The 7,177-nt window shown below is 36.4% G+C and carries 6 protein-coding genes; 2 read left to right on the top strand and 4 right to left on the bottom strand.

Annotated features, from left to right (window positions below; translation table 11 throughout):
- Nucleotides 1-663: T9SS type B sorting domain-containing protein (locus BMY56_RS19010; RefSeq protein WP_143057843.1), on the top strand; the 663-nt coding region annotated here is incomplete at its 5' end.
- Between the two features lie 32 nt (nucleotides 664-695).
- Nucleotides 696-1,583 (top strand): PorP/SprF family type IX secretion system membrane protein, encoded by an 888-nt coding sequence (locus BMY56_RS17440; RefSeq protein WP_177170994.1) that lies wholly within the window; start codon nucleotides 696-698, stop codon nucleotides 1,581-1,583.
- A gap of 89 nt (nucleotides 1,584-1,672) precedes the next feature.
- On the opposite strand, the gene BMY56_RS17435 is transcribed toward BMY56_RS17440, so the two are convergent.
- The 4 genes from BMY56_RS17435 to BMY56_RS17420 are packed head-to-tail and all read right to left on the bottom strand — an operon-like array spanning nucleotide 1,673 to nucleotide 7,143.
- The gene (locus BMY56_RS17435) at nucleotides 1,673-2,749 is read right to left on the bottom strand and encodes an anhydro-N-acetylmuramic acid kinase (RefSeq protein WP_091627274.1); all 1,077 of its coding nucleotides are present in this window, start codon (nucleotides 2,747-2,749) and stop codon (nucleotides 1,673-1,675) included.
- A 54-nt stretch (nucleotides 2,750-2,803) separates the two neighbouring features.
- Nucleotides 2,804-4,360 (bottom strand): glycoside hydrolase family 3 protein, encoded by a 1,557-nt coding sequence (locus tag BMY56_RS17430; RefSeq protein ID WP_091627272.1) that lies wholly within the window; start codon nucleotides 4,358-4,360, stop codon nucleotides 2,804-2,806.
- A complete protein-coding gene (locus tag BMY56_RS17425; protein ID WP_091627269.1) occupies nucleotides 4,353-5,627 on the bottom strand; it encodes an MFS transporter in 1,275 nt (424 codons plus the stop codon). Before BMY56_RS17425 ends, BMY56_RS17430 begins: the two co-directional genes overlap by 8 nt.
- Nucleotides 5,611-7,143: a glycoside hydrolase family 10-like protein gene (locus tag BMY56_RS17420; RefSeq protein WP_091627267.1), complete on the bottom strand. Its 1,533-nt coding sequence runs from the start codon at nucleotides 7,141-7,143 to the stop codon at nucleotides 5,611-5,613. The genes BMY56_RS17425 and BMY56_RS17420 overlap by 17 nt, the downstream gene beginning before the upstream one ends.
- Nucleotides 7,144-7,177: the final 34 nt, after the last annotated feature.

The raw sequence follows: 7,177 nt of genomic DNA, 5'->3' as shown, positions 1-7,177 counted from the left end.
GGTGATGGTGTTCTGAATGCCGATGATGCCTTCCCGATGGATGCTACAGAAGCTACAGATACCGATGGTGATGGTACAGGAGATAATATGGATACTGATATTGACGGTGATGGTGTTCTGAATGCCGATGATGCCTTTCCGTTAGATGCTACAGAAAATACCGATACCGATGGTGATGGTACCGGTGATAATACCGATGCCGATATTGATGGTGATGGTATTTTGAATGCCGATGATTTTAACCCATATGATGTAAATGATAATGGAATTTCGGATATGGATGATGATGGTATTGCTGATGCAGAAGATAATTGTCCAACAGCCTACAATCCAGAACAAGAAGATCGCGATAGAGATGGTTTAGGGGATGTGTGTGATACCGCACAATTGAACGTAGCTCAAACTTTTACGCCAAATGGCGACGGAATTAATGACACTTGGATCATCTATAATATTGAGAATTATCCAAACTCTTTAGTACAAGTATACAATAGTTGGGGAAAAGAGGTGTTCGCTACCAGAAACTACCAGAACAATTGGGATGGGCGTTATAAAGATTTAGGCGCTAAATTACCTGATGCTGGCTCTTATTACTATCGAATAGATTTGGATGGTGATGGACAACCAGAACAAGAGGGGTGGTTGTATATAGCGTCACGTTAAGCAATATGAATTTTAAATATCAAAATATAAGAATGCAGAATTTTAGAACCATACTATTTGGGGTACTACTCCTTATCAGCAAGTCACTTTTTTCGCAACAAGAAGGAATTATTACCAACTATATGTATCATATGAATGTGTATAATCCAGCCTTTGTTGGGGTTGATGGCGAAACTTTAATTACCTCAAGCTTTAGACAGCAATGGACAGGAATCAAGGATGCGCCAAGTGCCGAAGCGATTTCTTTCGGAACCTCGTTGGGAAAGAACCTTGGAATAGGCGTATCTATTTATAACAGCAATACTTTTATAGAGAGTCAGACTTTTACTGGGATAGATTTTTCATACCGACTTAAGTTCTCTGAGACAACGGACTTATATTTGGGTATAAAGGCCGGTGGAAATTTCTATAATTTGAATACCTCAGGCTTGGAAACCTATAATGTTATGACCGATCCAAGTGTAAACTCCATTTCTAATTTTAATCCTAATGTAGGGGTGGGAGCATTATTAAAAGGAAATGGCTGGCACGCCTCTATAGCGGTACCACGTTTATTATCAACAGACCGTGCCGATAATGAGGAAGGTATCGTAACAGCGGCACTAGCTAAACCTCATGTGTATGCAACAGCAGGCTATGATATAATATTAGATGCTACAACCGCTCTAGTGCTAAAGCCGTCAACCATGGTGCGGTATGTTAGTGGTGCACCAGTGTCACTAGATATCAATACAATGTTGTCTTTTGATCGTAGTTTTGAAATTGGTGCTACCTATCGAACAGACGCGGCCTATGCTGCATTGATGAACATTACCATAAAGAAACACTTAGTAATAGGTTATGCTTACGAAATGAGCTCAAGAAAAGAATTGGCAAGCGCCAAGAATACCAATGAATTTTTAATACGGTTCGTGTTTTAAGTTTTTATATAATACCATAAACAAAAGACATAATAAAAAAAGAGGAGTTATAAACTCCTCTTTTTTATATGCTGAGCTCATTTTTTAATTCAATTGGCAGTATAAATAACCCCACTTGAAGAATCTCTTAAAGCTCCGGTAACCGAACATAAACAATTAGTTTTTTGTTCAACCCTTAGCACACCCATTAAAGCAAAGACCAATGCTTCTTTAAATTCTATTATAATTTTTTCGGGTATCATTACATTGGTGGTTTCACCTAATTTCTGCTGTAACGTTTCTATAAAGAAGGTGTTTAAGGCACCACCACCTGTAACCAATAAGCTTTGTTTTTTGCGATTAGTATTTAGCTTGATTTGCTGAGCTATTTTATCGCATATGTGATGAATACTAGTATGTAGTAAATTCTCTATAGAATCATCGGTTTCTTCAACTATGGGTACGACTTCATCTAAAAACCACTCATACCCAATAGATTTAGGGTGGGGTAGTAGGTAGTATTGAAGGTCATTTAGTCGTTTCAGCATTTTTTTATTTATGGTGCCTTTTCTAGCTAATTTTCCATCATCATCATATTCCAAATTAACTTTTCGGGTAATGTAATTTAAAATCATATTAGCCAAACCGATATCGTAAGCTATTCGTTTTCCTTTTACATCGAAAGAAATATTACTGATGCCGCCAAGATTTAGGCAGAAATCATATTCATTAAAAAATATTCGGTCACCAATTGGTACTAAAGGAGCCCCTTGACCGCCTAGAGCAAGGTCGTTCGTTCTGAAGTCGCATATTACCTTATGGCCGCTTGTATTTGCTAAATGCTGACCTGAACCCACTTGAAAAGTAAGTCCCATTTCTGGTCGGTGATGGGTGGTATGGCCATGACTTGCGATATAGTGAACATCTAATTTATTCTCTTCAATAAACAGCAGTGCTTGTTCTCCTAGCCATGTACCATACGTATTATGCAATTCAATAAGTTTTTCTGCGGATAAACTAATGGAATCTTTTAAGGAACTTAACATCTCTGCATCGTAGGATACACTTTTGGTAGTGATAATATCGAATTCCCAAGAACCATTTTTCTCCCAAATATGACAATAGGCAAGGTCTAAGCCATCTAAGGAAGTTCCTGACATAAGACCGATGATTTTATATACTTTCATTAGGGTAGAATTTTGAGGATGCTCTTTTATGTGCCAATTAAATTTTCAATTTTGTTATGTTAAAGAAACTGGAAGCTTTCCTTTAGCCTCAAAAGTTCCTAGAAAATGCTCGGTAGCTACATCTTGAAATTCCTTGAAATTTTGATAGGCAATAACGGTAGCTGTAGTTTTATTGATATTAAAAAATTTTAACGCATAAGGATTTCCAAAATGATATAGAACTACCTTTTTCGTTTGTATCAATTGATTGACGAAATCAATTTCTTGCTGAAGAAACCCAAATTTATTGGTAGGTTTTATTTGAGGTGGCGTCAATAGTAAAAGTACATCGGATTCATCGGTAACTTCATTTTGCATCTCCTCTATAGATGCTAAAATCTCATCTTTAGATTGATTGTTACTATAACGTTTTATGGTAATGGTACAATGATTTGTTTTCCTAAAGGCTTCAATTTCATTAGCTGTTCCAATCTGTAAGGTTAGCGATTGTTCCGCTATTTTACGGTTTAATGAACTTGGGTCTGTCAAACCTTGTTCTAATGATGTTTTCCGAAAAGCTTTTTCTTTTAGAGTCCAAATACGTTCAATGCTCTTATTGATTTGAGTATCTGTGGCATTTTCTAATATCATTTGTATTCCTTCTTCAATATGTTCGGCAAAACATAATACGTCATTGCCAGCATCAAAAGCAAGCCACTCCAATTCACCTAGGGTTGGATAATTTTTAGAAACTGCATGCATGTTCAATGCATCTGAAATTACTACCCCATCAAATCCCATTTCATTTCTAAGTATGCCAGAGATAATATCTTTATTAATACTTGATGGCATATTTTTATTTGTGGTCAATGCAGGAACGGATAAATGACCCACCATTACAGAATCTACGCCTTGATTTATTAACTGTTGAAAAGGATATAATTCATTTTCTAACAATTCGGCTTTTGTTTTATCAATAACCGGAAGCCCTAAATGTGAATCAGTGGCTGTATCTCCATGCCCAGGAAAATGTTTTATACTTGTTAGAACACCTTCACTTTGCGTTCCTTTTACAAATGCAGTAGCCAATGAAACTACATTCTCTTTATTATCTCCAAAAGAACGATAGCCAATAACCGGATTATTAGGGTTGGTGTTAATATCAACTACGGGAGAAAGATTCCAATGAATACCCGCTGCTTTACAGTCTTTTGCGATTTGTTTTCCTACTTCATATGTTAGGTCTATATTTTTAACATTGGCACCTAAAGTTATGGCGTATGGATATTGCGGAGTATTCTCAATACGCATAGCAAGTCCCCATTCTGCATCAATGGAAATTAATAGGGGGTAGGTAGCCGCTTTTTGATATCTTTTGATGAGGTTTCTTAATACCTCATAACTATTTTCATTTACCACGACTTTCTTTTTTCCTTCAAAATTAGTCGCTGCACTTGCCCTTGAATGAAAAAAGCATAGTCCGCCAACGTGATGATTTGAAATCAGTTTTTCAAGTTGCTGTATTTCTTCTTCCGTATCATTAATGAAAGCTGCCGGCATAAATAATTGTCCTACTTTTTCTGTTTTACTAAGTTGGTCAATGGCCTCGGATGTTGATATGATGTTATTCATTGGGAACTGTCGTTTTTTTACCGAAATCTGCTGGATAAGAAATGAATTTTAATAAAAATAAGGTAGGTAAGGCTGCAATAACAACCCAAACAAAAAAGCCATCATACCCTAGCCAGTGTTGTATATAACCGCTTACCATGCCAGGTAGCATCATGCCTAATGCCATAAAGCCTGTAGCTATGGCATAATGAGAGGTTTTCGATTTTCCGTCGGCAATATAAATGAGATACATTAAAAATGCTGCGAACCCGAAGCCGTAGCCAAATTTTTCGAAGATAACTGTTGCGGTTACGGCATAAATGTTAGTTGTATTAGTTACTGCCAGTACTGCATATAAAATGTTAGGTAGGTTTAATGAAAGCACCATAGGCAGCATCCATTTTTTTAAGCCATCTCTTGAAATTAGTATGCCTCCTAGAATTCCTCCAATTGAAAGAAAAATCACTCCCGCGGTACCGAAGATGGTTCCAAGTTGTTCGGTTGAATAGCCTAAACCCCCTTCATCTGGAGTGTCTAATAGAAAAGGTGACGCCATTTTTACCAATTGCGATTCTCCCAAACGGTAGGTTAAAATGAAAGCTAATGCGATACCTATTCCAGGCTTTTTAAAGAAGGATGAAAACACTTCTAAAAACCCTTTAGGTTTTTCCTTTAGCTCGTCATTTTCAGATTCATATTTCGGAGTAACGAAAAAGTTTGCGACAGTCATGATCAACATTAAAAAAGCGGCAACCGACATCGTTATGCTCCATGCCTTGGTGTTATCGCCATATTTGTTTTCTAAAAAGCCTGCGAGTACGACAATCATTCCTTCTCCTGTAACCATTGCCAATCTGTAAAAAGTACTTCGCATGCCAACAAAAAAGGACTGTTTTTTTTCGGTTAACCCAAGCATGTAATATCCATCTGAAGCAATGTCATTGGTTGCAGATGCAAAAGCAGCCATCCAAAAACAGGCTAATGAGGATATGAAAAACATGTTTGTCGGTAAGGCCAATCCAACCCCTAAAAGTGCTACAGCTATTAACAGTTGCATAGCCAAAAACCATTTTCGCTTCGTGCTTTTTAAATCAACAAACGGACTCCATAATGGTTTTAAAACCCATGGTAAATATAAAATACTGGTGTAAAGGCCGATATCTTCATTGCTTACGCCTAATTTTTTATACATAATTACTGATACCGTGACCACTAATACGTAGGGTAGGCCTTGCGTGAAATATAGAACGGGTACCCATGCCCAAGCTCCTTTATCTTTTTGTACCATTTTTTGCAAGTTGCTTTATATTAATTATTGTCGGTTCAGTTTCAACACCGTATACATCTATGAAACTAAGTGCTAAAAATTTGTCTGATATCTGGTTCCTTGGAATTAGCAGTCTATTTGGATTACCATCTAAGAATATCTTAAAGACTAATTTTTTAATAGGGTATTCGTCTTTTGCTTTACGACCAGTTCTATAAAGTAAGGCATAGCGCATATTCTTGGTGTCATCGAGATGAAGAATAAAGTCTTTTTCGTTTTGTTCAGTAATTGATAAACGTGGGGTTTTAAATATATTTTTTTTGGATAATGGGAAAGCGGGACTTAAAGCAGGTAGTTTGTAATACTTTTTATGAATGTATTCAACAACATCAACTTTATCACTCATAAGAGATTTAGCACTGAACATAATATTGCCAGAAACCTGAGGTGTTTCTCTAGCTAGCTCTAATTGCATTGGTAATTCTTTTATATCGTCCCAAGCATTATCACTGTTGTTCCGAACTTTATAAGCGCCGTTTCCAATATAAAGGTTTGTATTGAAATTGTTTTTTGACCACCAATCAACAATAGTTTTGTGTGATGCTACTGGTAGATCCATACTCCAATATACTTGTGGAGCCAAATAATCTATCCAACCTTTTTCCATCCAAAGTAATGGGTCTGCATATAAATCTTCATAGGTAGTTTGCCCAGCTTTGGTATTTGAACCTTTCGGGTCTGTTGAGTTGTTTTTCCAAACTCCGAACGGACTAATGCCAAACTGCACCCAAGGTTTTATAGCCTTAATGGTTTCATGCGATTGTTTTACTAAAGAATCAATATTACTACGTCGCCAATCATCAATTGTCTGGTCTTGTTTGGCGTAAGTTTCAAAGGTTGTAGAATCATTGAAAACTTCATCTTTAATTTTATATGGATAAAAATAATCGTCAAAATGAATGGCATCTACATCATAGTTTGATACAATTTCAGTAATGATATTCGAAAAATGGTTTCGAACTTCAGGCAACCCAGGATTGTAATAATTTTTTTTACCATAATGTACCATCCACTCTGGGTGTGTACAATAGTCATGAGATTCATCAAGAACTTCAAAATTCTCATCGAATGTAGCTCTGTAGGGGTTTAACCAAGCATGAAATTCCATTCCTCTATGGTGAGCTTCTAATATCATCCATTCCAATACATCTGTATTCCAAAGGGGGGGAATGCCTTCTTTACCTGTTAAGAATCTTGACCAAGGAGCATAATCGGAAGCATAAAAAGCATCACCAGCTGCACGAATTTGAACAATTACAGCATTGTAATTCTCTTTCTGATAAAAATCTAGAATCTTGATATAGTCGGCTTTTTGTTTTTCAGTACTATCATTGCCGTTCTTTGGCCAATCGATATTTACGACAGTTGCGATCCAAACACCTCTAAATTCGGTTTTAGGATGTTTTTCGTAGCTCTTAAATATACTGCATGAATTAAATAGGACTATAATAAAAAGGAAGTATGTGTATTTTGACATAGTATTAAAAAAGGCCCATTTTACTTCTAAAATA

The organism is Maribacter orientalis (genome assembly GCF_900109345.1).
Lineage (GTDB): Bacteria > Bacteroidota > Bacteroidia > Flavobacteriales > Flavobacteriaceae > Maribacter > Maribacter orientalis.
Note: the sequence above shows the minus strand (reverse complement) of the source record. Positions and strands in the feature narration are given on the sequence as shown.